Source organism: Lewinellaceae bacterium (assembly GCA_020636105.1).
Classification (GTDB): Bacteria; Bacteroidota; Bacteroidia; order Chitinophagales; family Saprospiraceae; genus BCD1.
The window spans coordinates 2765532-2791737 of sequence record JACJYL010000001.1 but is presented as its reverse complement, the minus strand read 5'-3'; the positions used below and the strand labels follow the sequence as shown (position 1 = coordinate 2791737).

At 45.0% G+C, this 26206-nt stretch carries 22 protein-coding genes; 20 read left to right on the top strand and 2 right to left on the bottom strand.

The window, feature by feature from the left end; all coding sequences use genetic code 11:
* Positions 1-44: 44 nt before the first annotated feature.
* The 6 genes from rpsA to H6571_10470 all read left to right on the top strand — a co-directional run bounded on the left by rpsA (position 45) and on the right by H6571_10470 (position 6215).
* Positions 45-2141 (top strand): 30S ribosomal protein S1, encoded by a 2097-nt coding sequence (gene rpsA / locus H6571_10495; protein ID MCB9324153.1) that lies wholly within the window; start codon positions 45-47, stop codon positions 2139-2141.
* A 114-nt stretch (positions 2142-2255) separates the two neighbouring features.
* Positions 2256-3512, top strand: a complete 1257-nt coding sequence (locus H6571_10490) for a T9SS type A sorting domain-containing protein (GenBank protein MCB9324152.1) — start codon at positions 2256-2258, stop codon at positions 3510-3512.
* Between the two features lie 10 nt (positions 3513-3522).
* The gene (locus tag H6571_10485; protein MCB9324151.1) at positions 3523-4041 is read left to right on the top strand and encodes a class IV adenylate cyclase; all 519 of its coding nucleotides are present in this window, start codon (positions 3523-3525) and stop codon (positions 4039-4041) included.
* A 4-nt stretch (positions 4042-4045) separates the two neighbouring features.
* Complete coding sequence (locus H6571_10480; GenBank protein ID MCB9324150.1) at positions 4046-4948, top strand: mevalonate kinase; 903 nt, start codon at positions 4046-4048, stop codon at positions 4946-4948.
* Between the two features lie 3 nt (positions 4949-4951).
* The gene (locus H6571_10475; protein MCB9324149.1) at positions 4952-5590 is read left to right on the top strand and encodes an alpha/beta hydrolase; all 639 of its coding nucleotides are present in this window, start codon (positions 4952-4954) and stop codon (positions 5588-5590) included.
* Positions 5591-5804: 214 nt separating this feature from the next.
* Entirely contained in the window at positions 5805-6215 is a 411-nt protein-coding gene (locus H6571_10470; GenBank protein ID MCB9324148.1) for a hypothetical protein, read from the top strand.
* Between the two features lie 138 nt (positions 6216-6353).
* Here H6571_10470 and H6571_10465 read toward each other — a convergent pair whose 3' ends face one another.
* Positions 6354-7688 carry a gluconate transporter gene (locus tag H6571_10465; GenBank protein ID MCB9324147.1) on the bottom strand — a complete coding sequence of 445 codons (1335 nt, stop codon included), beginning with the start codon at positions 7686-7688 and terminating at the stop codon, positions 6354-6356.
* 234 nt (positions 7689-7922) lie between these two features.
* On the opposite strand from H6571_10465, the gene H6571_10460 reads away from it, so the two are divergent.
* The 4 genes from H6571_10460 to H6571_10445 all read left to right on the top strand — a co-directional run bounded on the left by H6571_10460 (position 7923) and on the right by H6571_10445 (position 14147).
* Positions 7923-10112, top strand: a complete 2190-nt coding sequence (locus H6571_10460) for a glycoside hydrolase family 3 C-terminal domain-containing protein (GenBank protein ID MCB9324146.1) — start codon at positions 7923-7925, stop codon at positions 10110-10112.
* Positions 10113-10129: 17 nt separating this feature from the next.
* Entirely contained in the window at positions 10130-12376 is a 2247-nt protein-coding gene (locus H6571_10455; GenBank protein MCB9324145.1) for a glycoside hydrolase family 3 C-terminal domain-containing protein, read from the top strand.
* A gap of 10 nt (positions 12377-12386) precedes the next feature.
* Positions 12387-12875, top strand: a complete 489-nt coding sequence (locus H6571_10450) for a gluconokinase (GenBank protein MCB9324144.1) — start codon at positions 12387-12389, stop codon at positions 12873-12875.
* Positions 12876-12989: 114 nt separating this feature from the next.
* Positions 12990-14147, top strand: coding sequence for an SAM-dependent methyltransferase (locus tag H6571_10445; protein MCB9324143.1), 1158 nt, complete (start codon positions 12990-12992; stop codon positions 14145-14147).
* A gap of 198 nt (positions 14148-14345) precedes the next feature.
* Here the strand turns inward: H6571_10445 and H6571_10440 are convergent, their stop codons facing one another.
* Complete coding sequence (locus H6571_10440) at positions 14346-15140, bottom strand: hypothetical protein (GenBank protein MCB9324142.1); 795 nt, start codon at positions 15138-15140, stop codon at positions 14346-14348.
* 246 nt (positions 15141-15386) lie between these two features.
* Between H6571_10440 and H6571_10435 the strand changes: the two genes are divergently transcribed.
* The 10 genes from H6571_10435 to H6571_10390 all read left to right on the top strand — a co-directional run bounded on the left by H6571_10435 (position 15387) and on the right by H6571_10390 (position 26196).
* The gene (locus H6571_10435; GenBank protein MCB9324141.1) at positions 15387-16082 is read left to right on the top strand and encodes an SDR family oxidoreductase; all 696 of its coding nucleotides are present in this window, start codon (positions 15387-15389) and stop codon (positions 16080-16082) included.
* A 3-nt stretch (positions 16083-16085) separates the two neighbouring features.
* Positions 16086-17504 (top strand): SDR family oxidoreductase, encoded by a 1419-nt coding sequence (locus H6571_10430; protein MCB9324140.1) that lies wholly within the window; start codon positions 16086-16088, stop codon positions 17502-17504.
* A 150-nt stretch (positions 17505-17654) separates the two neighbouring features.
* Positions 17655-18056, top strand: a complete 402-nt coding sequence (locus H6571_10425) for a lipocalin family protein (protein ID MCB9324139.1) — start codon at positions 17655-17657, stop codon at positions 18054-18056.
* A gap of 211 nt (positions 18057-18267) precedes the next feature.
* Positions 18268-21054: a fasciclin domain-containing protein gene (locus tag H6571_10420; GenBank protein ID MCB9324138.1), complete on the top strand. Its 2787-nt coding sequence runs from the start codon at positions 18268-18270 to the stop codon at positions 21052-21054.
* 194 nt (positions 21055-21248) lie between these two features.
* Complete coding sequence (locus H6571_10415; GenBank protein MCB9324137.1) at positions 21249-21386, top strand: hypothetical protein; 138 nt, start codon at positions 21249-21251, stop codon at positions 21384-21386.
* Between the two features lie 19 nt (positions 21387-21405).
* Positions 21406-21846: an NUDIX domain-containing protein gene (locus tag H6571_10410; protein MCB9324136.1), complete on the top strand. Its 441-nt coding sequence runs from the start codon at positions 21406-21408 to the stop codon at positions 21844-21846.
* On the top strand, positions 21827-22609 hold the full coding sequence (locus H6571_10405) for a class I SAM-dependent methyltransferase (GenBank protein MCB9324135.1): 783 nt from the start codon (positions 21827-21829) through the stop codon (positions 22607-22609). Before H6571_10410 ends, H6571_10405 begins: the two co-directional genes overlap by 20 nt.
* Before the next feature lie 89 nt (positions 22610-22698).
* Positions 22699-22839, top strand: a complete 141-nt coding sequence (locus tag H6571_10400) for a hypothetical protein (protein ID MCB9324134.1) — start codon at positions 22699-22701, stop codon at positions 22837-22839.
* A 382-nt stretch (positions 22840-23221) separates the two neighbouring features.
* Positions 23222-24157 (top strand): DUF4382 domain-containing protein, encoded by a 936-nt coding sequence (locus tag H6571_10395; GenBank protein MCB9324133.1) that lies wholly within the window; start codon positions 23222-23224, stop codon positions 24155-24157.
* Between the two features lie 185 nt (positions 24158-24342).
* Positions 24343-26196 carry a glycoside hydrolase family 13 protein gene (locus tag H6571_10390; protein ID MCB9324132.1) on the top strand — a complete coding sequence of 618 codons (1854 nt, stop codon included), beginning with the start codon at positions 24343-24345 and terminating at the stop codon, positions 26194-26196.
* Positions 26197-26206 lie beyond the last annotated feature (10 nt).

The following is a 26206-nucleotide window of genomic DNA, read 5'->3' as shown; positions in this document are numbered from 1 at the left end:
CCAGGATAAATTTTATTTTTTAACTTTTTAAAAGCATTCTTTCAATGCCAGACGAAAAAAATATTAACGAAGAGGTGAACGAAACACCTGAATCAGTAGAAGCAAAGGTGGAAGAGACCATCGAAGAGGTTGCAGAAACTGTAAATGAAGCGGTGGAAACCGTTGAAGAAGTTGCCGCAGAGGTAGCTGAAACTGTAAATGAAGCAGTGGAAACCGTTGAAGAAGTTACTGAAGAAGTAGCGGAAGAAGAGGTTGCCGAGGAAGCCGTAGCGGAAGATGAGGATGAAACAGAGGCTGAAGTAGAAGAAGATGAGGATGAGTTGGTGCTTGATTTGGATCCTGATCATGAAGATCAGACGGCTCATGACGATTTCGATTGGAGCCAGAGCAACAAACACACCCTGACTTATTCTGACGAGCAAGTTGCTGTTTATCTCGAACAGTACGAATCTACCCTCAACGATGTACTTGAAGGAGAGATCGTAAAGGCTTTTGTGACCAGCATTGACAGTGGAGATGTGGTTTTGGACATCAATTATAAATCAGACGGATTGATTTCTCTTTCAGAATTCCGTGATAATCCTGATTTGAAAGTTGGAGACTACGTTGACGTTTATGTTGAGGAACAGGAGGATGAACGTGGTCGCCTGATCCTTTCCCGCAGAAAAGCTAAATTGCTTCGCGCATGGGAAAGCATTCTCGATTCTTACGAAAATGGTACAGTTATCAGGGGTACCGTCATTCACAAAACAAAAGGTGGTCTTATCGTTGATGCCAGCGGACTGGAAACTTTCCTTCCTGGTTCACAAATCGATATCAAACCTATTATCGACTTTGATTCTTACGTTGGAAAAACAATGGAATTCAAGGTGGTTAAAGTGAATGAAATCATCAAAAACGCCGTTGTTTCTCACAAAGCACTTATCGAAAGTGATTTGGCAGAGCAGCGTGATGCCATCATTGCAAGTCTTGAAAAAGGACAGGTTCTCGAAGGGTTGGTTAAAAACATTACCGACTTTGGAGCATTCCTCGACCTTGGTGGCGTAGATGGATTGTTGTACATCACCGATATTTCATGGGGCCGTATCAGCCACCCAAGCGAAGTGCTTTCTCTCAACCAGAAGATCAACGTTGTAGTACTTGACTTCGATGAGAACAAAAAACGTATTTCTCTCGGTCTGAAGCAATTGCAGCCACATCCATGGGAAGTATTGACTGAAAATATCGAAGAAGGGTCTGTAGTGAAAGGTAAGATCGTAAACATCGAAGATTACGGTGCATTCCTCGAAATACAGCCTGGTATTGAAGGCTTGATCCACGTTTCAGAAGTGAGCTGGAGCAACCAACCGGTTAATGCCCGCGACTTCTTTAAACTGGGAGAAGAGTACGAAGCAAAAGTGGTTACTATCGACAGAGAAGACCGCAAAATGTCGCTTTCAATCAAACAATTGAGCAGCGATCCATGGAGTGTTATCGAAGAACGTTTCCCATTAAACAGTACCCATTCCGGTGAGGTTAAAAACCTGACTCCTTATGGCGTATTCGTTGAATTGGAAGAAGGAATCGGTGGTATGGTTCACATTTCCGACCTGTCATGGACCAAGCGTTATTCTCACCCTTCAGAATTTACTAAAGTAGGAGAAACTATTGATGTTTCTATTCTGGAAGTGGATAAAGACAACCGTAAATTGTCACTCGGCCACAAGCAATTGGAAGAGAACCCATGGGATACTTTTGAAAATGTATTCCCAACAGGATCTTACCATGAAGCTACCCTTATCCGTCGTGATGACAGAGGAGGTATCGTTCAGTTGCCATACGGATTGGAAGCTTTCGCTCCGATCAAACACCTGAGAAAAGATGACAATACCTTACCTGAAGTAGATGATACTTTGACCGTCAAGGTGATTGAATTCAACAGGGACGACAAGCGTATCATCGTTTCTCACTCCCGTTACCTCGACGATATCCGTCGTGAAGCGGATGAAGCAGTGAAGAAAGAGAAAAATCAGGAAGTGGAAGAAACAAGAACGGCCGTTAAACGCCAGCAATCCAAGGTGGAAAAAGATACCCTGGGTGACCTCGATGTCTTCTCTGAACTGAAGGATATGATCGACAACGACGACGATAAAGAATCTTAAAAATGATCCTGTAATCTACGGGAACAACGATAAAAGAAAAGCTCTCCGCATTTGTGGGGGGCTTTTTTTATTATTATTGCGGCATAAGTACTATTTTTCTGCAAAATAGAACTTATGCAACCAATTTTGTACAACTTCCCAATGGCCGTGAAGGCAAATTTGAACCGGAAGGTGTTGATTACATTCATACTTATTACCAATATAACTTTGCTTTATGGCCAGGATTTTAAAACCATCGGTTACCTGCCTTACTACAGGTTTGGGGCGTCAGAGCTGATCGCTTACGAAAAACTCACCCATTTAAATATTGCCTTTGGTTATCCTGATGCCGCGGGTAACATCAGTGTTGGCGGGCAGGATATTACCATGGTGGTGAGCCTTGCGCACGAGCAGGAGGTGGAAGTTTTTCTTTCCATAGCAGGAGGAAGTTCAACTACCCAGCAAAACTGGCTGAATTTACTTCAACCGCAAAACAGGTCCGCCTTTATTCAGAAACTGGTCAGTTTTACGGTAGGTCATAACCTCCAGGGGATTGATGTGGACCTGGAGTGGGGAGATGTGACAGACAACTACAGCGGCTTTGTCCTTGAGCTTAAAGATACCATGGAGGTTTATGGGCTCACCATGACGGCCGCCCTCCCGGGAAGTTATCGTTATCCCCAGGTATCCGATGAAGCACTGGAGGCTTTTGATTGGATCAACATGATGGTTTACGACCATACCGGCCCTTGGGCACCCAACAGCCCCGGGCAACATTCTCCCTATTCAAAAGCCGTAGATGCTATCGCCTATTGGTCCATAACCCAGGGAATTCCTACCGAAAAACTCACGCTCGGCGTTCCCTTTTACGGGTATAATTTCAACGATCCCGGGGATGTTTATTCTTTTACCTATGCTTCAATAGTAGCCCAGGATACTGAAAATGCTGACCTCGACCAGGTAGGGCTGGCTTTTTATAACGGACGTCCCACCATAGAAGCCAAAACCATTTTGGCCCTGGAAAACCTGAGTGGTATCATGATATGGGAATTGGGGCAGGATGCATTTGGCAGCATCGTTGAATATTCCTTGTTGGAGACCATTTACCAGACGATTCAATCTTATTTTGTAAGTACTGAAACACCGGAAATAGGGTTGACCTTAAATGTCTTCCCTAATCCTTTTGAGGACCAGTTGCATGTTGAGCAATCTGGAAGTGACCAGACTTTAGTGCAGCTTAGTAATATTCATGGGGCCATTTTATGGAGACAGGAAGTTGATGCTTTTCAAAATAATCTGGATATTCCAACCCAAAACATTCCTGCCGGATTTTATATTCTGAGTATTTCCGATGGAAACAATATCGTATCCCGCAAAATCGTCAAGCAATAAAAAGATAAAAATGCCGACCCTTATTGAAATCAAAGCCCGTTGTCGAAATCCACGGGTCATCAAAACGATTCTTGAAACCAGGGGAGCTGACTTTAAAGGCATTGATCACCAGATCGACACCTATTTTGTCGTGCCCAATGGCCGGTTGAAATTGAGACAGGGGAATATCGAAAATACCCTCATTCATTATCATCGGGACAACCAGGCGGGGCCTAAAAAATCTGCTGTGAATTTATATCATCCACAAGACGGCGCCTCTCTGAAAATAACCCTGGAATCAGCTCTTGACAAGTTGGTGGTGGTCGACAAGCAACGGCATATATATTTTATTGATAACGTAAAATTCCATGTGGATGAGGTAAAAGGATTGGGTACTTTTGTGGAGATCGAAGCCATAGATCATGCGGATTTGAAAATGGAAGCCACCCTGTTAAAGCAATGTCAGGATTATATGGAGTTATTGAAAATCGATGAAGCTGATTTGATCGAAGTGTCTTACAGTGATATGCTTTTGGGGCTGAAAAAATAAAAGAATGCCAGAATACAATTCCAAATTGCTGCTTTTCGGAGAATACCTCATCATCCGCTCCGGCCGTGCGTTGGCCGTGCCTTACCAGGCATTCGGGGGGGGATGGGATTTTGACCCTGAAAACCTGGCCCTGCAGCAAAATCTGCCTGCTTTGGCGAACCACCTCTCGAATCTGTCAAAAAAGGGCAACTTGTTGTGCGAACTGAACCTCGAAGCTTTTTTTCGCGATTTGGACAAAGGCTTGTTTTTTGATTCCAATATTCCTGTAGGATATGGTTTGGGCAGTTCCGGTGCCTTAAGTGCCGCTCTTTATGACAAGTATGGAACCGATAAAATCGATAAAAATGCGGTGGAGCAATTCGGCACTTTGCGAAAAATATTGTCACAGATCGAAAATTTTTTCCATGGATCTTCGTCAGGTATTGACCCGCTGATCAGTTATATCAATCAGCCGGTGGTGATTGGAGAAGACGGAAGCGTGGAGCTTATTTCCTTGCCGGAAACCAAGGAATCCCAGCCCTTTTTCCTGCTGGATACCCAAATGCCGAGACAAACGGGCCCCCTGGTGCAATTATTTTTAAAAAAGTGTGAGTACGAGGCTTATAGTCAACAAATTGATGGTTCCCTGACCTCCGCTTCAATTTCAGCCATCGATCATTTTATTCAAAACAACCAGATCTCCCTGGCAGCGGATTTCACCCGGATCAGTGCCCTTCAATACGATTTGTTTTTTGAAATGATCCCCGAATCCTTCCGCCGCATTTGGCAGGCGGGTCTTGATTCCGGCGCCTTTTCCTTAAAGTTGTGCGGTGCCGGCGGCGGCGGATTTATGCTGGGTTATGCTGCCGATCTCAAGCGCACCGTAGAGATGTTGAATTTTTTTAATTGGAAGTGGGTGGAAATTTAACTTATGAAATTATATGCCTTCAGTGGTTTGGGCGCAGATGAACGTGTATTTGAATTCCTAAATTTAGAGGTGCCGATTATTCCCGTTAAGTGGATTCCTCCACAAAAGGATGAATCACTTTCCGAATATTCAAAAAGACTCTCCTTGAAGATCGATGGGAGGGAACCTTTTGGCTTGATTGGGGTCAGCTTTGGCGGGATGGTGGCAGGTACTATTTCGAAGATTCTTCGTCCGGAATTAACCATTATTATTTCTTCAGCAACCAAATCGTCGGAATTACCCCAATGGTGGCAGTTGGTCCGGAAAACCAGCATTTTGAAAATGATCCCCAGCCGTGTGATCAAACCTTCCCCTTTTTTGATTCGGTGGCTCTTTTCTACAAAAAATAAACAACTTTTGGATGATATCATTAGAGACACGGATGCGGATTTTCTGAAATGGGCGCTTAACTGCATTTTACGTTGGAACAATTCAGAAGAACCGGTAAATTGTTTCAGAATTCATGGTGATGCAGACAGACTCATTCCTTTAAAGGGAATAGTAGATTTTTCCATTCAAAAGGGGGGACATTTTATGGTCGTAGACCAGGCCAAAGAGATTTCAGCCATAATCAATAAGCGATTAAAAAGCATTCAAAGGTGAAACCTGTCAAACCCTTTCCTTTTTCCCATTGAGCCATGATTCCTTCCCGTTCGGAGTCTTAAACTTTCCACCCTTCGTTTTCCCGCCTACCTTTGGGGCATGAACTGGTTGAAACGGTATCTTCAGATACTTTAAAAACCGGTTTAGCTTTATTCATTCACACACAAAAACGACAGTCATGAAAAAAACAATTTTTATCGCATCCGCATTATTTATGCTCACCTGGGGCTCTTGCTCAAACCATGATAACAGTGTTCCTTCCTCCCCTGACCAGGTGGAGCAAAACGTTCAAAACGGCGCCTGGATCATTACTGATTTCAATGATTCGGGAAAGGATGAAACCGCCCACTTTACAGGATACGCTTTTACTTTCGGAACAGACGGCACCCTGACAGCCAGCAATGGTTCCAGTTCTTATTCCGGTAACTGGAGTGTCACAGACAGCAACAGCAGCGATGACAATCCGGATGACATGCATTTCAATATTATTTTTAACCTCTCTAATAACTTTGAAGACCTCAATGACGACTGGCATATCCTGACCCAATCCGAAACAAAAATAGAATTGATCGATATAAGTGGCGGTAACGGCGGCACGGATTACTTAACCTTTGAGCTCAACTGACGATAACCACATTTTTCTAAAATCCGAATCTTCCGGCTTTTTCTGATTTTTATGAGGGCAACTTTTAGGAATATGTGGTTAATATCTACGGTGTGTTTTCCTTGAAATATTGATTTCGGAAAGCACACCGTTTCTTTTTTAAAAAATATAGAATAAAATAGCCGAAGCCAGGAAACCTGTCAGCGCAAGGAGAGTGGTCATCATGCTCCACGACCTGAAAGTCTGTTTTTCATCCATTCCCAGGTATTCTTTGACCAGCCAAAAGCCACTGTCATTGACATGGGAGAGGATGCTGGCGCCCGAAGCGATGGCAATGACGAGAGCGGCCAGTTCACCCCCTGATAACGGCAGGTTCACCAAAACAGGAGCTACCAACCCAGCGGCCGTGATCATAGCCACCGTTGCCGACCCCTGTAATATCCGGATAGCACAGGCCGCCATGAATCCGAAAAGCAGGATGGGAAATCCCCAGTCTGAAAAAGTATTCGCAATAATCTCCCCGGCTCCGGTGGTGATCAAAACTTGTTTAAAAACCCCTCCGGCTCCTGTGAGTAATATGATCGTTCCCGCTGGTTCCATCGATTTGGAGGTAATCCTGAAAAGTTCTTTCGAAGAGAATCCCCTTCTGATTCCCAGTACATACCATATGGTCAAATTGGCCAAAATCAAGGCGGAAAACGGATGGCCGATCAGTATTAAAATATTTTCCAAGGGGGCATTTTCAACGGGTAAGAGACCCGATTTTATCATGGTGCCGCAAAGAATTAAAAATATGGGGATTAGTATGATGCCAAAAACAAGGCTTATCGGCGGCAGGTTTTCTGAGGATTTAATTTCGGCATTCGCTACCGTTTTTGCCTGGATGAATATCTTTTTGGAAATGTATTTTCCAAAGACAAGCCCGCTGATGATGGCCGTGGGCACTCCCGCCAAAAAACCCACTAAAATGACCCATCCCAGGTCTGCCTTGATAATATCTGCAACTGCTACAGGTCCGGGAGTTGGCGGAATAAAAGTATGCGTAGTAGCCAACCCCGCCAGCAAAGGAATCGCAAAGGCAAGCAACGATTTTCCTGATTTTTTCTGTAAAGCATACAGGACGGGAATCAGAATGATAAAAGCTACGTCAAAGAAAACAGGAATAGCCACCACAAAGCCAGTGATAAGCATGGCAAAAGGGGCTTTTTTTTCGCCCATGGCCCTGGTGAGGTAACCGGCTATAGCTTCAGCTCCGTTTGATTTTTCAAGGATGGCTCCGAACATGGCGCCAAGTCCTACCACCACGGCAACAAAACCCAGGGTGGATCCCATGCCCGTTTGCACCGTATTGATGATGGCCTCGCTGTCCAGCCCGACGAATAAGCCGGTGAGAATACTCGCCACCAATAAGGAAATGAATGCCGGAATTCGCAGTAGCAGGATCATGCTGAGCAGAATAATTATTCCGAAAAGTACGCTTAGGATAACGTTCATGGACGGATAGAATTTTATGATGTTCAATAGGGCGTAAAAAGCCTTCGATGCTCCGGAAACGACGAGTCCTAAAGCATACCATTGCGCCTAAAGATAAAAAAAATCCAATTGTCCTTTGTTGCAGGATGATTCAAGGTCAAATCAGTGCCGCACAAGCCTTTTTTCATTATTTTAAAAAACAGCCGTGTGTTCCGCCATTGAAATTAGTTTTTGTATTTTGGGAGCCTAAAATAAATGTATATGATAAAGAAAATTGCCGGAACGCTGCTGTTGGTTGGTTTATTCGTAAATATTGGAATAACACAACCGGCCAATGAAAATATTGAGGAAACCATTGACCACCTCCTTTCGCAGATGACATTGGAAGAAAAGGTAGCCATGTGTCACGCGCAATCCAAATTCAGTTCCCCCGGCGTCCCTCGCCTAGGCATTCCGGAATTATGGATGTCTGACGGCCCGCATGGAGTAAGGGCAGAAATCAACTGGGACAACTGGGGTTATGCCGGATGGACCAACGATTCGATTACTGCCTTTCCGGCATTGACCTGTCTCGCCGCTACGTTTAACCCGCAACTTGCCGGGCAATATGGTTTTGCTGTAGGGGAGGAGGCTCGTTACCGGAAAAAGGATGTTTTATTGGGCCCGGGGGTGAATATTTACCGCACACCGCTCAATGGGCGTAATTTTGAATACCTGGGAGAAGACCCGAAGCTGGCTTCAGCCATGGTAGTTCCTTATATCAAAGGCGTACAGAAAAATGGTGTTTCTGCTTGTGTCAAACATTTTGCGCTGAATAACCAGGAGTTGTGGCGTGGTCATATCAATGTGGAGGTCAGCGACCGGGCTTTGAACGAAATCTATCTGCCTGCTTTTAAAGCCGCGGTAACGGAGGGCGGTGTATGGTCACTGATGGGTTCATACAATCAGTTTCGGGGGCAGTTTTGTACCCACAATGAGATGCTGATGAACCATATTTTGAAAAGGGATTGGGGATTTGACGGGGTGGTTATTTCCGACTGGGGCAGTACCCATGATACCCGCGAAGCAGCCTTGAACGGATTAGATATCGAGATGGGAACACTGACCAATGGCCTTACTCAATCCACAGCATATGCCTACGATTATTATTTTCTGGCCAAGCCTTTCCTGGCAATGCTCAAAACAGGAGAAATTGACGAATCCGTAGTAAACGATAAGGTGCGGAGGATCCTGCGGCTGATGTTTCGGACCAGTATGAATCCCAATCGTGGTTTTGGCCGCATTAATAATGAAGAACATTTACAGGTAGCCCGCAAAGTGGCAACAGAAGGCATCGTTCTACTGAAAAATGACAACACTTTTTTTCCACTTGATCCGGAAAAAAAGCTGACCATTGCCGTCATTGGCGAAAATGGCATCCGTCCGATGACGCCGGGAGGCGGGTCTTCTGAATTAAAAGCCAAACACGAAATATCTCCTTTGGCCGGATTAAAGGAAAGGTTTAAAAATGCCGGGATCATTTATTCGATGGGATATGCTTCCGGCCCTTCTGATTATGGTCGGGAGATGACTTCTCCTTATTCTGCAGACTCATTGCTCAAAGCTGCTGTTGAAGTCGCTTCGAAGGCTGACGTGGTTTTGTTTTTCGGAGGCTTGAATAAAAACCATTTCCAGGATTGTGAAGGGGCAGACCGGTTGGAATATGGGTTACCCTTCGGCCAGGAGGAATTGTTGGAAAAACTGGCAGCGGTGAATTCAAACATCGGTGTCGTTCTGATTAGCGGCAACGCTGTGGATATGCCCTGGCTGTCGAAGGTAAATGCCGTCATGCAAGCCTGGTACCTCGGAAGCGAAGCCGGTCATGGACTCGCGGATGTCATCAGCGGCGACGTTAATCCTTCGGGGAAATTGCCGTTTTCTTTCCCGGTCAGATTGGGGGATAACCCGGCGCATTTTTATGGAAAATTGTCCTATCCCGGCGATAGCATCAACCAAAAGTACCAGGAAGATATTCTGGTGGGATACCGCTGGCACGATACCAAACAAATCCGGGCAAGATTCGCCTTTGGTTATGGACTTTCTTATTCAATATTTGAAATTTCAGGGGTAAAGACCGACAAAAAAGGGTACAAACCGGGAGAGCAGATTAAGCTTTCCTGGAAGGTGTCCAATACCGGGGAAGCAGACGGAGCCGAGGTAATTCAGGTGTATGTTGGAAAACCTAATTCTAAAGTAGAAAGAGCCGCAAAGGAACTAAAGGGATTTAAAAAGATATTTGTGGGAAAGGGCGATTCCGCTAAGGGGGAGATTTCTATTGATGTAAACGATCTGGCCTATTACGATGAAAGCATTTCGGGCTGGAACCTTGAAAAAGGAAAATACAAAATTTATATAGGAAATGCTTCTGACAACATTACCAAAGAACTAACCATAAACGTTAAATGACCCAGCTGTTATCCATGATGAAATTATCAATTTCCTTTTGTTCATTATGCTTGTTTTTGCTTGTTTTGCCTATTGCGGCCAAGGCTCAACAGGATGAGGTATTGGAAAAACGCATCCGATCCCTGGTTGCCCAAATGACCATAGAGGAAAAGATAGGCCAGACTGCCATGAGGGGAACCTCCAGTCGGGTGAAAGGGACATTGCCCGAAGCTTTGAAGAATGCAGTGCGTGAAGGAAAAGTCGGGGCCATGCTCAATGTGATGAACAAAGATTATGTCGATGAGTTGCAGCGCATAGCGGTAGAGGAAAGCCCCCACGGTATCCCCCTTATTTTTGGAAGGGACATCATCCATGGTTTCAAGACAATTTTTCCGATTCCGTTGGGCATTGCCGCCAGTTGGGATACGGAGGTGGCAAAGACCGCTGCACGTATTTCTGCCGTCGAAGGTGCTTCCGGGGGAATCCGATGGACTTTTGCGCCTATGCTTGACATTTGCCGGGACAGCCGTTGGGGGCGAATAGCGGAGTCACCGGGAGAAGATCCTTTTCTTGGTGCCCTCATGGGCAGGGCCTGGGTGGAAGGCTTTCAGGGAGAAGACCTGACCGACCCGACAAGCATGGCCGCTTGTGCCAAACATTTTCTGGGGTATGGAGCAGCCATGGGAGGCAGGGATTACAATACCGTAATCATTCATGAGCCTCTTTTGCGCAATGTGTACCTGCCGCCATTCCGTGCGGCTATTGAGGCCGGCGCACTAACCGTTATGACGGCTTTTAATGAGTTAAACGGCATTCCTGCATCAGGCAATGAATTTTTATTACAACAGGTATTGAGGGACGATTTGTCTTTTGACGGGTTCGTGGTCAGCGACTGGAATTCGATTATTGAAATGATTCCCCATGGTTATGCCCGGGATCAAAAGCAGGCGGCCGAACAGGCCTTTAATGCAGGGCTGGATATGGAAATGATGAGCCAGTCTTATGAAAATAATATCAAAACCTTATTGAACGAAGGCAAAGTGACCGTTCAGCAACTGGACTTCCTGGTCAGCAATATCCTAAGGGTAAAATTTAAAATGGGGTTATTTGAAATACCTTTCCGCCCAAAAGATACCGATGACAAGCTGTATCACTCCGATCATTTGACGGCCGCCAAAGAAGCTGCCGTGAAAAGCATGGTATTGTTAAAAAACGAAGCGTTACTGCCTTTGCGAAAGGGTCAAAAGGTGGCCATTATCGGGCCCCTGGCGAATGCTCCAAGGGAGCAACTCGGCACCTGGACTTTTGACGGGGAGGCAGAAAAAACCATCACGCCGGTTGGTGCTTTTGAAAAGGAATCCTTTTTTGCCGGGTATTCCGATGGACTGGCCTACAGTCGTGATACTTCACAAAGTTTATTTTCGGAAGCCATTCGACTTGCCGAAACCGCTGACGTGATCCTGTTTTTCGGAGGAGAGGAAGCCATTCTGTCGGGTGAAGCCCACAGCCGTGCCAATATCGATCTGCCGGGAGAACAAGAGGCTTTGATCAAATTATTGGCCCAAACAGGTAAACCCGTCGTTTTGATCATCATGGCCGGCCGGCCGATCACGATTTCTAATATTATCGGCCAGGTGGATGCTGTACTCATGGCCTGGCACCCGGGCACCATGGGAGGTCCGGCTATTCACGATGTATTGATGGGAATTTCAGAACCTGGAGGGCGTCTTCCGGTTACATGGCCAAAGACAGCGGGGCAACTGCCTTTGTTTTATAATCATAAAAATACGGGCCGCCCTGCAGACAGTACCCGTTTTGTCCATATTGATGATATCCCTGTCGGAGCCTGGCAAAGTTCACTGGGCAATAATTCCCACTACCTCGACGCTGGGTTTACTCCCCATTTCCCCTTTGGATACGGGCTGACTTATGCAGATTTTTCTTATTCCAACCTTGAGCTTTCTTCCAATACGTTAAAAATGGGAGCGTCCCTCGAAGTTACGGTCAACATTACCAATACAGGTAAAAGAAGGGCGACGGAAGTGGCTCAACTATATATCCGGGATGTTACAGGAAGTATCACTCGTCCGGTCAGAGAACTGAAAGGGTTTAAACATGTTGTGCTTGAAGCGGGAGAAACCAGGACGGTTGGCTTTTTCGTCGTGCCGGAAGATTTGAAATTTGTCAATAACAAACTGATGGAAGTCATTGAGCCTGGAGATTTTGAAATTTGGGTAGGACCAAATGCCCAGTCAGGTTTGAAGACAGGGTTTGAATTTAAATAAAAACAGTTTAATGATCATTATAGTCATGGGCGTAAGCGGATGTGGCAAAACCACCATTGGAAAACAGTTGAGCCAGTCAATGAAGGTGCCTTTTTATGATGCCGATGATTTTCATCCCTTGGTTAATGTTCAAAAGATGGCCAATGGCGAACCATTGAACGATGATGACAGGAGGCCCTGGCTGCAATCCCTTGCAGATCATATTGTGCAATGGAAATCAACTGGAGGAGCTGTCTTAGCCTGTTCTGCACTAAAGGAATCCTATCGTAAAATCCTTGGAAGTGGAATGACAGAAATTCAATGGGTTTATTTACCCGGAACATACGACCAGATCAAAACACGGATGGAAAATCGGGAAGATCATTATATGAAGGCAGATTTATTGCGATCTCAGTTTGAGGCACTGGAGGAGCCGGATTACGGTATTCGGGTGGATATTTCCCTTTCGCCCAAAGAGATTGTCCATAGTATTTTAGCCAGGTGGAATGACGCAAGGTAAAAGTGTAACAACTTCTTTACCTTTGCCTTTGTAACCCGGGATTAAGTAAATAAATACTTTGCGGTATGTTTACTTTTTATCAAAATTAATTAATGGCTAAAGCCTATTTTTCAAATGCAGCAGTTCCTAACATTTCTTAAAGAAAGCCTTCAGGGAAAAACTTTTGTCGAACTTACCCTCGCCAATAAACGCGATAAATCGAACGACTTGAAGCTGGTCATTGTAAAACCCGTTCAGACCAAAAAAGGGGATCGCTTGTCATTTGTTTACCGGTATCCTACTAAAGATATCACGAAGAATTTTTCCTGGGAGGAGAGTCTTGAACAGCTTGAATTGTTGTTGAACAAAGATTTCCTGCAGGCCGTAGCTTATACCCTGAAGGAGGACCGCCACCTCACTATCAATTCGAAAAATAAAACTAAAATTACTACCAAATCACCCACCAAAACAGAAAAACCACCCCTGGAACACAACCGGCAGAAAAACAGGATGATTGCTACCGAAGGCAATATATATTTGCATGAACTCGGAATTACCACCGCCGATTGGCAGGTAAAAAACACAAAACAGGACAAATACCGGCAAATCAATAAATACGTCGAGATCATTGACGGTGTTTTGAAATCCACTCCTTTGGGCCCCTCCTATAATGTGGTGGATATGGGGGCCGGAAAAGGGTATCTGACCTTTGCCCTTTATGATTATCTATATCAGACAACCGGCCGGAATCCCAACGTCATCGGGGTGGAACTTCGCAAGGAACTCGTAGAAAAATGCAACATCATTGCTGAAAAATCATCTTTTCCCAATCTTAAATTCCAGGAAGGAACCATCATTGATGCTCCCTTACCGGATATTGATGTGTTGATCGCTCTCCATGCCTGTGATACGGCAACAGATGATGCGATTTACCGCGGTATCAAATCCGGTTCACAGGTCATCGTCTGCGCCCCTTGCTGTCACAAACAGATCCGCAAGCAAATCGACCCGGAGGATGATCTTGCTCAGATCACCCGCTTTGGGATTCTCAAAGAAAGACAGGCAGAGATCATCACGGATGCGATCCGGGCGCTTTTCCTTGAAGCTTATGGGTATAAAACCAAGGTTTTTGAGTTCATCGCCACGGAACACACGCCTAAAAATATTCTCATCGTCGGGACAAAACAACGGGAAATGGAGGAACCTGACCCGGAAATCCTGCAACAAATTCAAAACATAAAATCCACCTACGGCATCGAGTATCACTACCTGGAAAAACTTCTCAGGGAATGAGGAATGGAACGATGCTTCAATGATAGAATGGAGCCATGCGAGAATGTGAGAAAAAATCATTCAGGCATTGAATCATTTATGCATTCAGGGAGTTCTTCGATGATAGAAGAAAGAAAAGGACAGAAAGGGAAATAGATCTTTTTCTGTCATTTCAAAATGGTCAGACGGGACCTTTTGTCCTCTTGTCCTTTTATGGCCTCATTGCCACACCACATCCGTCAGCCAGGTCACCGCGTCCTTTAAATACGGAACGTATTCGCAAGGTTCGGGGTGTGTCAAACCCGGAGCCACCACGAAAGTAATGTCACTCCCTGCATCCACGGATTGGGTGACCCAGGCTTCCGTTTCTTCAACAGGGAACAGCTCATCATTTTCTCCATGGATCACATACATCGGAATGGGCATGACCCTTACCGAGCCGTTGGTGCTGAGGGTGGTGTAGGAAGAAGCCATGGGGATGGCAGCGGAGATGAGTGCCGGGCCCTGGGTTTCGCCAAAGAACCAGCTTCCGTTGCCGCCATTACTGTAGCCCGTTACCACGATCTTGTCCGGATCAATGGGCCAGTTTGCCTTGGCGAGAAGAATTAAGTTGATGACCATTTCCTGGTTGCTGAAACTGTTCCAAAGTTCAATGCCTCCGTTCGGGCTCAGGATAAAGGTTTCGATGTTCTCAAAGCCCGGCTCGACATAACAGTCCGTGCTTTTATGTGCATCCGGATCTCCTCCGGAAGCCCCATGCAGGTGGATGACCAGAGGATAGGTTTGCCCGGAAATGGTTTGGGGTGCGATCACGCGGAAATTCCACGACTTTTCGTTTAAAAATTTCAAGGTTTCATCATGGGTGCCTGGAGAAATATCCATGTTACTGAAATCCTCCTGTACATCGGCAAGGGTACGAATAGGAGGAAAGTCCGGTTCGTCCGGTTTACAATTGGAAAAACAAAAAATAACGATAGAAAAGAGGGTCAGGAAAAAAAACGGTGATTTCTTCATGCAATCGGGTTTTTATTAGTTTACAAAATGTTGACCAATGGTTAAAAGTATTGTTTTTGTATGGATTTGCCCCGGGTTTGTAAACAATCTTCCTGTCTCAGGAAAATTCAGTGGAAAACCAAAGATAGTCCCATTGCTCCGCACCTCCTAAAGTTTTAACGTCATTTTGGGGAGGTCAAAACTATTGGATGGCCCGATTTGTTGTAATGTAACGATAGAAAATCAAACTTTAACACAAGAACAGCTATGAAAAATTACCTCATCGTCGGAGCTTCTTCCGGCATAGGAAAACAGCTGTCCCGGCAATTGGCCGAGGCAGGACATTCCGTTTACGGGACCTATTTTAGTCATCCTGTGCAGAACGCCACGGATGGAATCCATTATTCTCCTTTTAATGTTTTGGAAGATGAGCCGGACCTCGGTTTTTTACCTGATGAACTGGACGGGCTCGTCTATTGCCCCGGCACCATCAATTTGAAACCGTTCAAAAGAATAAAACCCGAATCCTTCACGGAGGATTTTAATTTGCAGGTGACCGGAGCTGTTAAAGTAATCCAGGCCTGTTTGCCCAGGTTTATAAATGAAGGGGCTTCCATTGTTTTGTTTTCTACCGTTGCGGTGCAACAAGGCTTTAATTTTCATTCCCAGGTTTCTGCATCCAAAGGAGCCATCGAAGGGCTAACGCGTGCGCTTGGAGCAGAACTGGCCCCTAAAATAAGAGTCAATTGTATTGCTCCTTCATTGACGGATACCCCGTTGGCGGCAAGGTTATTGGGGACTGACGAAAAACGGGAAGCCAATGCTCAACGTCATCCGCTTAAAAAAATCGGGACTGCCACTGACCTGGCCAATGCTGCTGAATTTTTATTGTCTGAAAAATCCGGTTGGATGACGGGACAGGTAATTCATGTGGACGGTGGAATGTCAACTTTAAAAGTATAAATTATGAAAATTCTACTTACCGGAACAACAGGTTACATAGGCAAAAGGCTACTGCCAATCCTGCTGAGCGAGGGGCATGAAGTGGTTTGTTGTGTGCGGGATAAAAACAGGTTTGACGTCAGCGGATACAACAGCTCAAAACTGAGTGTTATCGAGTTGGATTTTCTTGAGCAGGAAACCATGAAAAATATTCCTGAAGATATTGACGTTGCCTATTATCTGATCCATTCCATGTCATCCTCCATTCATGATTTTGATGTAATGGAAGAAACCTCTGCGCGAAATTTCAAGGACAGGATGGAGCAAACCAGGGTCAAACAGGTGATTTATTTAAGCGGTATCGCCAATGAAGAAAAGCTCTCGAAACACCTGAGCTCAAGGAAAAATGTAGAAAGTGTCCTGGCATCCAGTGTTTATCACCTGACCACTTTGCGCGCCGGAATAATTATTGGCTCTGGTAGTGCTTCTTTTGAAATCATGCGTGACCTGGTGGAGAAATTACCCGTCATGGTGACCCCTAAATGGCTGAATACCAAATCGCAACCCATTTCCATCCGTAACGTTTTGGAATACCTGTATGGCGTATTGTTGTATAAACCTGCATTCGATTCGAGTTTTGATATCGGCGGACCGGAAATTCTTACCTATAAGGAACTGCTGTTGAGATTTGCAAAGGTTCGGAAGTTAAAACGCAAAATTTTTATCGTCCCCGTAATGACACCCAAGCTTTCTTCTTATTGGCTCTATTTCGTCACTTCAACTTCTTACAAACTGGCCATCAACCTGGTGGATAGTATGAAGATTGAAGTCATCTGTAAGGAAAATAACTTGCATGAGCTACTGGGTATAAAGTTGTTGTCTTATGAAGAGGCCATCCATTTCGCATTTGAAAAAATTGTTTCGCACGATGTATTGTCCAGCTGGAAAGATGCCCAGTCGAGTGAAATATTATCAAAAGGGATTTCTAATCTCGTTGAAGTGCCGACTTTTGGTTGTTTTAAAGACAAACGGAACGAAGTGATCACAGATAAAAAACAAACCCTGGACCGTATTTGGTCATTGGGAGGTGACACCGGGTGGTATTATGCCGACTGGCTCTGGGCTATCAGAGGTTTTATGGATAAGTTGGTAGGGGGGGTCGGACTGCGCCGGGGGCGTAAACATCCTGCTGAGATCACGGCAGGCGACGCGCTTGATTTCTGGCGTGTGCTTTATGCCGACAGGCAAGAGGGAAGGTTGTTATTGTACGCGGAAATGAAACTTCCCGGCGAAGCATGGCTGGAGTTTAAAACAAAAGACAACAAGTTATACCAGACCGCGACCTTTCGTCCGTTAGGATTATGGGGCAGGCTTTATTGGTACGCTGTCTTACCGTTTCACGGACCGATCTTCAACGGGATGATTAAAAAACTGGCTCATTAATTTTTTCAATATAAAACATGCATTTCATTATGAAAAAAAAACAGGTTAATACTTCCCATCCTGCTCGGCCTTTTTTCCTGCAAAACAGCTAAAGACCTGCCTACCGTAGCAAAGGTAGATATCAATGAATATGCAGGACAATGGTATGAAGTGGCTAAATTGCCCAACCGTTTTGAAAAAGGACTGGATTGTGTGACGGCCACTTATTCCATTAAGGAAAATGGCAAGATCAAGGTGGAGAACCGGGGCCGCTTACTCAAAGACCTGTCCCGGTTTAAGGACATCACCGGAACGGCCTGGGTGCCAAACCCTGAATTTCCGGGTAGGCTCAAGGTGCGCTTTTTCTGGCCTTTTTCAGGGGATTACTACATTATGGCACTCGACGAACATTATAGTTATGCGCTTGTAGGAAGCCCTTCAAGGAAGTTTTTATGGGTGCTTTCCAAAATAAAGGAACTGGATACGGAAACTTATGACAAGCTTCTGCAGGTTGCCAAATCCAATGGTTTCAATATTGATGCTGTTGAACGGATCAATCAGGAATGCGAGTAGTATTGATTTATTGCTATTTTATGGATAATTAAGAATGTTGTTTTGTTTAATTTATTTTGTGTTTATTTCCACAGAAATGCAATATATCTGACAAATTTGATATTTTGTTTAAAAAAAATACAAAATCATTAAACAAAATAAATTAAGCTGTGTTTTCAGAGCATTACAATCACCTAAGTTAATTTACAATTAACCATTAAATGCTCTTAAAATGAAAAGAACTCTGAACACCTTAATTATTTTAGCACTCTCTCTGGTGTTTTCGTTTGGCCAGACGATTACGGAAATAGTGGTCGCCAGCGAAGACCACACTACCCTTGAAGCGGCGGTTATTGCCGCCGGACTGGACGATGATCTGTCCGGCGAGGGCCCATTCACCGTATTTGCGCCAACCGATGCAGCCTTTGCAGCTTTGCCGGCCGGAACGGTAGAAACGTTGCTGATGGACCCGACAGGACAACTGGCCCAAATTTTATTGTACCACGTAATTGGAGGAGCAGCAGTATTCTCGACGGATTTGACAGACGGCCAGATGGCCACTACTTTAGAAGGATCAGACATTACGGTAACGATCAATGCAGACGGCGTATTCATCAATGATGCGATGGTAACGGTAGCGGATATTGAGGCTTCCAATGGAGTGGTGCACGTAATCGACGCGGTATTGTTGCCACCGCCCCCCCCAAGTGTAGTAGACATCATCGTTAATAGCGAAGACCACAATACCCTTGAAGCAGCGGTTATCGCAGCTGGACTGGCAGATGATCTGTCCGGCGAGGGCCCATTCACCGTATTTGCGCCAACCGATGCAGCCTTTGCAGCTTTGCCGGCCGGAACGGTAGAAGCTTTACTGATGGATCCAACAGGACAACTGGCCCAAATTTTATTGTACCACGTAATTGGAGGAGCAGCAGTATTCTCGACGGATTTGACAGACGGTCAGATGGCCACTACTTTAGAAGGATCAGACATTACGGTAACGATCAATGCAGACGGCGTATTCATCAATGATGCGATGGTAACGGTAGCGGATATTGAGGCTTCCAATGGAGTGGTGCACGTAATCGACGCGGTATTGTTGCCACCGCCCCCCCCAAGTGTAGTAGACATCATCGTCAATAGCGAAGACCACAATACCCTTGAAGCAGCGGTTATCGCAGCAGGTTTGGCAGATGATCTGTCCGGCGAGGGCCCATTCACCGTATTTGCGCCAACCGATGCAGCCTTTGCAGCTTTGCCGGCCGGAACGGTAGAAGCTTTACTGATGGACCCAACAGGACAACTGGCCCAAATTTTATTGTACCACGTAATTGGAGGAGCAGCAGTATTCTCGACGGATTTGACAGACGGACAGATGGCCACTACATTAGAAGGATCCGACATTACGGTAACGATCAATGCGGATGGTGTATTCATCAATGATGCGATGGTAACGGTAGCAGATATTGAGGCCTCCAATGGTGTAGTGCACGTAATCGACGCGGTATTGTTGCCGCCGGCCCCCCCAAGTGTAGTAGACATCATCGTCAATAGCGAAGACCACAATACCCTTGAAGCAGCGGTTATCGCAGCAGGTTTGGCAGATGATCTGTCCGGCGAGGGCCCATTCACCGTATTTGCGCCAACCGATGCAGCCTTTGCAGCTTTGCCGGCCGGAACGGTAGAAGCTTTACTGATGGACCCGACAGGACAACTGGCCCAGATTTTATTGTACCACGTAATTGGAGGAGCAGCAGTATTCTCGACGGATTTGACAGACGGTCAGATGGCCACTACATTAGAAGGATCAGACATTACGGTAACGATCAATGCGGATGGTGTATTCATCAATGATGCGATGGTAACGGTAGCGGATATTGAGGCTTCCAATGGAGTGGTGCACGTAATCGACGCGGTATTGTTGCCACCGCCCCCCCCAAGTGTAGTGGACATTATCGTCAATAGCGAAGACCACAATACCCTTGAAGCAGCGGTTATCGCAGCAGGTTTGGCAGATGATCTGTCCGGCGAGGGCCCATTCACCGTATTTGCGCCAACCGATGCAGCCTTTGCAGCTTTGCCGGCCGGAACGGTAGAAGCTTTACTGATGGACCCGACAGGACAACTGGCCCAGATTTTATTGTACCACGTAATTGGAGGAGCAGCAGTATTCTCGACGGATTTGACAGACGGTCAGATGGCCACTACATTAGAAGGATCAGACATTACGGTAACGATCAATGCGGATGGTGTATTCATCAATGATGCGATGGTAACGGTAGCAGATATTGAGGCTTCCAATGGTGTAGTGCACGTAATCGACGCGGTATTGTTGCCGCCGGCCCCCCCAAGTGTAGTAGACATCATCGTCAATAGCGAAGACCACAATACCCTTGAAGCAGCGGTTATCGCAGCAGGTTTGGCAGATGATCTGTCCGGCGAGGGCCCATTCACCGTATTTGCGCCAACCGATGCAGCCTTTGCAGCTTTGCCGGCCGGAACGGTAGAAGCTTTACTGATGGATCCAACAGGACAACTGGCCCAGATTTTATTGTACCACGTAATTGGAGGAGCAGCAGTATTCTCGACGGATTTGACAGACGGCCAGATGGCCGCGACTTTGCAAGGAGAAGACATCACAATTACGATCAATGCAGACGGCGTATTCATCAATGATGCGATGGTAACGGTAGCGGATATTGAGGCTTCCAATGGTGTAGTGCACGTAATCGACGCGGTATTGTTGCCACCATCACTGGTAAGTGTAAACCCGGTAAGTGAAGGACAAATCAAAGTTTCTCCTAACCCAGCATCAACATTTATTGAGATACAGTTGCCTGCAGATTTAGGTGGAGAAAAACAATTCCTGATTATGGATGCCAATGGTAAATTGATTAGCACACAAAAGACACAAGACCAATATCGTAAGCTGGATGTGAGTAACCTTCCTGCAGGGATGTACTTCCTGCGTATAGACACAGCTTCCGGAAGTTACTTTGATAAAATAGTAATTAGATAGATAGGGTTTCCCCTGACTTTAAACAAGTTTTTTCATTTCAGAAGCGCTTTGCCTGGCAGAGCGCTTCTTTTTTTGGTGATAATGTTTTGTTTCAGGCAATTGAGTTAAAATAGTTATAACTTCGTAGATAGCGAAAAGCTTTTACGTTAATTATGAATTAGGGCTGGTTTTTAGGATACTATTAAAAGAAACAAATGAGGTTTTTACTCTTATTTATTGTTTTAACAGGCGTTCTGATGATCATACTCATCCAAAGGTATGATTCAGACGAACCACAGAATGATGAAAATACTTCAGACCCTGATTCTGATGATTTTCCTCCTGAAAAATAAAACGGTAAAATCTACTTCCATGATCCGCAAACAACACTTTGGGGTGTATTGCCTGGTTTTTACACCCGAAAATCAATTGGCATTAATCGAAAAAACAAGAGGCCCCTATACCGGATTGCTGGACTTGCCCGGAGGATCCGTTGAATACGGAGAAGGCATTGAGCAAGCCCTGGAGCGGGAAATTCTGGAGGAACTGGGTATTGTTTTACCGGGTTATGAACTGAAATTTGTCACTTCCTTCAATCATGCTTATGAAGAAGAAGGGAATCCTACCAACTTATTTCATATTGCTATTATTTATGAAGCGAGATTGCCGAAAAAAGTTGCCTTAAACACTACAGTGAGTGATCTCGATTCAAGAGAGGCACACTGGGAGCTTTTCGAGACTCTTAAGCCGGCTGCCCTGAGCCCTCTGGTACAAAACGTTCTAAAAAAATATAATGAAAGCCAAATACGATAAGATAGGAGCTACGTACAACCTTACCCGAAAGGCGGACAAATACCTGACTGAAAGAATATTTTATTTGTTGAGTCCGAAAAAGGATGGGTTGTACCTTGATATCGGTTGCGGTACAGGCAATTATACCCATGCCCTTTTCAGGAAAGGCGTTGATTTTATCGGCATCGACCCTTCGATGGAAATGCTGGAACAAGCCAAAATAAAAAATCCAAATATAGACTGGAAATTGGGAACCGCTGAAGATACGGGGCTGAAAAACAATAGCGTTGACGGCATTATGGCGAGCCTCACCATTCATCACTGGACCGATCTGGGCAAGGCTTTCCTGGAACTGTACCGGGTATTAAAACCGGGAGGCCACCTGGTCATTTTTACCGCCACCCCGGAACAGATGAAAGGGTATTGGCTCAATCACTATTTTCCTAAAATGCTGGCAGATTCCATCCGGCAGATGCCTGCAATGGATCTCGTGACCACTACCATAAAATCCGCTGGTTTTAACCTCATCCAAATGGAACCCTATTCTATCCGACCGGATCTCCATGATCTTTTTCTCTATAGTGGTAAACATGCCCCGGAATTGTATTTCAAACCGGAAGTCAGGGCAGGTATATCTTCCTTCTCTGCTCTGGCAAATACCGAGGAGGTGGCTATTGGCTTGCGAAAACTAAGGGTGGATATCGATAATGGCCAAATCCGGCAAGTGAAAAAAAGTTATGAAAATCAAGGAGGAGATTACCTTTTTATGAGGTTAAAAAAATAATTGACGTCTGATAATAAGGGAATAATCCTTTGGGAACTAATCCCAAAAAACGTCTGTTTCCATTTGAAATAACTTCAAAAAACAGACAAATGGAAAAACAAGATCAGATTGTAATTTATCAGACTAAAGAAGGGAGTACTGAAACAAAGCATCGGGTTAGTGGAAAATGTCGTCAATTTGAAAAGGATCTGATGGTCAAACTTATTGTTAATTTAATGGCGATAAATTGAACCCTTTTATATCTGTTAATGGTTAAATTTTGCAAAACAAAAAAAGATGCACCAATCAAAACAAACATGCTTTATCTTAAGGCCAATGATTACCTGCTTCGGGTAAAAATCCGATAATTTTTTTGATTCTTTTTTCCGTTCCCTCAAAGTTTTTTTTCTTTTGAATCTCTGTTTTTTGAACCGGGGATATCCTTCTCCTTTTTCGTTGACTGTCATGGTGTTGTGATATTGTATTTTCATGAAAACCTGATAATCATGTTGTTATTTTGCAATATTGTCGACAGGGTTTTAACATTTCTGCTTTCATCACCGGGCAATAATTTGATTTTTCACCTCGTTTATAAGCCGTTAATCATTTGAACACTCATAAAATTTCAATCCTATGAATTTTAAGAAGGTAGCTTTCTTAAGCGCTCTGCTGGTCATGTTTGGTTTCATGGCTTGTCAGAAAGACAGCGGACAAAACGGTTCCGTAAATTTTGAAATAACAGATGCCCCGATTGATGATGCTCATATCAGCGGAGCTTTTGTAACCATTGCCGATCTACAGGTCGACGGGCAATCCGTTCAAGGATTCAACAAAACGACCATCGACCTGCTTGCTTACCAGAATGGAAGCACCAAATTGCTTTCCAATGCCGACCTTGATGTAGATACCTACAGTAATGTTACCCTTGTACTTGATTACGACAAGGATGCGAACGGCAATTCCCCTGGCTGTTACGTGGAGGATACCGATGGTGGAAAACATGCGCTGGTGGCCACGAACAATGAAATCCTGGTGGATCATTCCTTTGATGTGGCCTCCGGAACGACGACAAATCTGGTTATAGATTTTGACTTGAGAAAAGCTATTGTGAGAAACAATAACCCGGCGGACAGTTATGATTTTGTCACGGCAGGAGAAATGAAAAACGCGGTAAGGGTGGTTACTAAAGACAGAACCGGTACCATTAAGGGAAATTGCAGCGGCTCTGGAAACTATAGCGATAAGGTGGTGGTTTACGCTTACAAAAAGGGAACCTTCGACCGAAACACCGAAGTCCAGGGACAGGGACAAAGCAACATTACCTTTACTCATGCCGTTTCTAGCGCCACGGTAGACGGCAGCGGTAATTTCGAATTGCATTTCCTGGAACAGGGCGATTACGAATTACATTTTGCCTCTTATGATGAAAATAACAGCACAGGTCAGGTAGCGCTTGGAGGCACCATATTGCTCGATGTCATATCCTCCCTGGATATCGGAGCTATTGGGGTGGGCGCATCCACCTCGGTTACCGTCAATGTATTGTTTACCGGGGTTTTGCCATTATAATTGGAAGAAAAAACAGGGCTGAATAGTCCGCTAAGCAAAACAATATTGTCAGGGGTTGCCCTTCCGGTTCGGGAGGGCAATTCCTTTTTTGTACCAGGTCGTTAATTGGAAAATTCGGGGTAAATGGCTACTTTGTCAATGATTTTCATCCAACGTTTATTACTTCTTACAAAAGGACCTAAAATATGAAAAAGACGATAAATATTTGCCTTCTTTTTATTCTTTTCCTGAATACCATTACAGCTCAAAACAGGATTACACGTACAGAACCCCCCAACTGGTGGGTGGGCATGAAGAATACGGAACTTCAGATCCTGGTTTACGGGGATGATATTGCCTCCTGGACTCCGGTGATTGAGTATGAAGGCGTCACCATTACTTCTACCGTTAGAACCAACAACCCGAACTATATTTTCATCTACCTCGACATTGCCGGAGAAACCGCTCCCGGGAGTTTTGATATACAATTTAAAAAAGACGAAAAAGTCATGGAAAGGCATCCTTTTTCCTTACTCCAGCGGGAAAAAAATTCCGACATGAGGGAAGGATTCAACACATCCGATGTAATGTATCTCATCACGCCCGATCGTTTTGCCAACGGCATTCCTGAAAATGACAATGTGGAAGGCATGCTCGAAAAATCCAGCCGTTCTTTTGGAGGCGGACGCCATGGGGGAGATATTGAAGGGATGCGAAAAAACCTGGATTATATTCACGATATGGGCTTTACGGCCATCTGGGTGAATCCTGTTTTGGAAAACGATATGCAAAGATATTCCTACCACGGGTACTCCACCACCGATTTTTATAAGGTAGATGAGAGGTTTGGCACCAATGAGGATTATCGCCGGCTGAGTAAAGAGGCTAAGGCAAAGGGCATCAAACTGATCATGGATATGATCGTCAACCACTGTGGCTCCGAGCATTGGTTTGTCAAAGATCCGCCAACCAAAGACTGGATCAACTACGGCGGGGATTACGTCAATACCAGCCACCGCAGGAATACGATCCAGGATATCCATGCCTCCGAATTCGATAAAAAGCAATTCTCAGATGGTTGGTTCGTCCGCACCATGCCGGATTTGAACCAACGCAATGAGCTAATGGCTGATTACCTGATCTACAATACCATCTGGTGGATAGAATACGTTGACCTCGCCGGGATCCGGATGGATACCTATCCTTATCCGGACAAGGATTTTATGTCGCGCTGGACTTGTGAAGTGATGGATGAATACCCCGATTTCAACATAGTAGGAGAAGAATGGGTGGATAACCCGGCTATCGTTTCTTATTGGCAAAAAGGAAAAGTAAACCATGATGGTTACACTTCCTGTCTGCCCAGCCTGATGGATTTTCCGATCCAGACAGCCCTGACCGCGGCCCTGGTAAAGGAAGAAAAAAACTATGGCAGCGGTTTGATCCAGCTTTATGAAAAACTGGCGCTGGACTTTTTATACCCGGACCCCGATAACCTGGTCATTTTTCCGGACAATCACGATATGGATCGTTTTTATACCCAGATGGGAGCAGATTATGATCTTTTTAAAATGGGAATCGCTTATTACCTGACCATGCGCGGTATTCCGCAAATTTATTACGGCACGGAGATCCTCATGGAGAACGCTGCCAAACCCGGAGACCATGGGTTGATCCGTTCTGATTTTCCCGGCGGCTGGGCAGGTGACGAGGTGAATGCTTTCACCGGGGCCGGACTTACCGATCAGCAAAAAGACGCACAAAATTATATGCGTAAACTGCTCAACTGGCGTAAAACCAACAATGTTATCCACGATGGGAAACTGATGCAGTTTGTACCTAACGACGGTGTTTACGTATATTTCCGGTATAATAAATCAGGAAAGATCATGGTACTCATGAATAAAAATGACAAGGCTACCGAAGTGGATATGAGCCGGTATGCGGAAATGACAAAAGGCCTTTCTAAGGGAAAGGACGTTTTAACTTCAAAAGAATACCCATTGCAAAACAAAGTTGAATTTCCCGGGAAATCTGTTGCCATTTTGGAGCTGGAGTAAAAGGATCATT